The sequence below is a fragment of the Roseibium sp. AWQ4_254 genome (assembly GCF_056161025.1).
Map to the genome: position 1 here is coordinate 1 of NZ_JBSWYH010000116.1, position 320 is coordinate 320.

At 63.1% G+C, this 320-nt stretch carries 1 protein-coding gene; it reads right to left on the minus strand.

Annotated elements, in window-relative coordinates; all coding sequences use genetic code 11:
• Window positions 1-96 precede the first annotated feature (96 nt).
• Window positions 97-320: hypothetical protein (locus tag ACXAIC_RS24865; RefSeq protein ID WP_475187143.1), on the minus strand; the 224-nt coding region annotated here is incomplete at its 5' end.

The following is a 320-nucleotide window of genomic DNA, read 5'->3' on the forward strand; positions in this document are numbered from 1 at the left end:
GAACCTGTTCGGCTTGTGCGGCCAAAGAGTTGAAGCCGCGCCGCATGTCCGTCACACCGGCCGCCAGCCAAACCCGGGTGTTCGATGGAACCGGGATCACTCCGTCAAACCCTGAACCAGTCCCATCACCGCGGCCAAGGCCGTTGGGCCTTCGATCAACACCCTTCGGCCATCCGAAAGGGTAATATCAACCCGGTTTGCACAGACAGGTTCCGGGGGCGGGACAACGACCCCTGGCGGGGCAGGGCAAGCTGCCGGGGCCAGTTCCAACTCAACGAAAGACGCTTCCTCGACGTGGCCCGGATCAACTGGCATTCGCG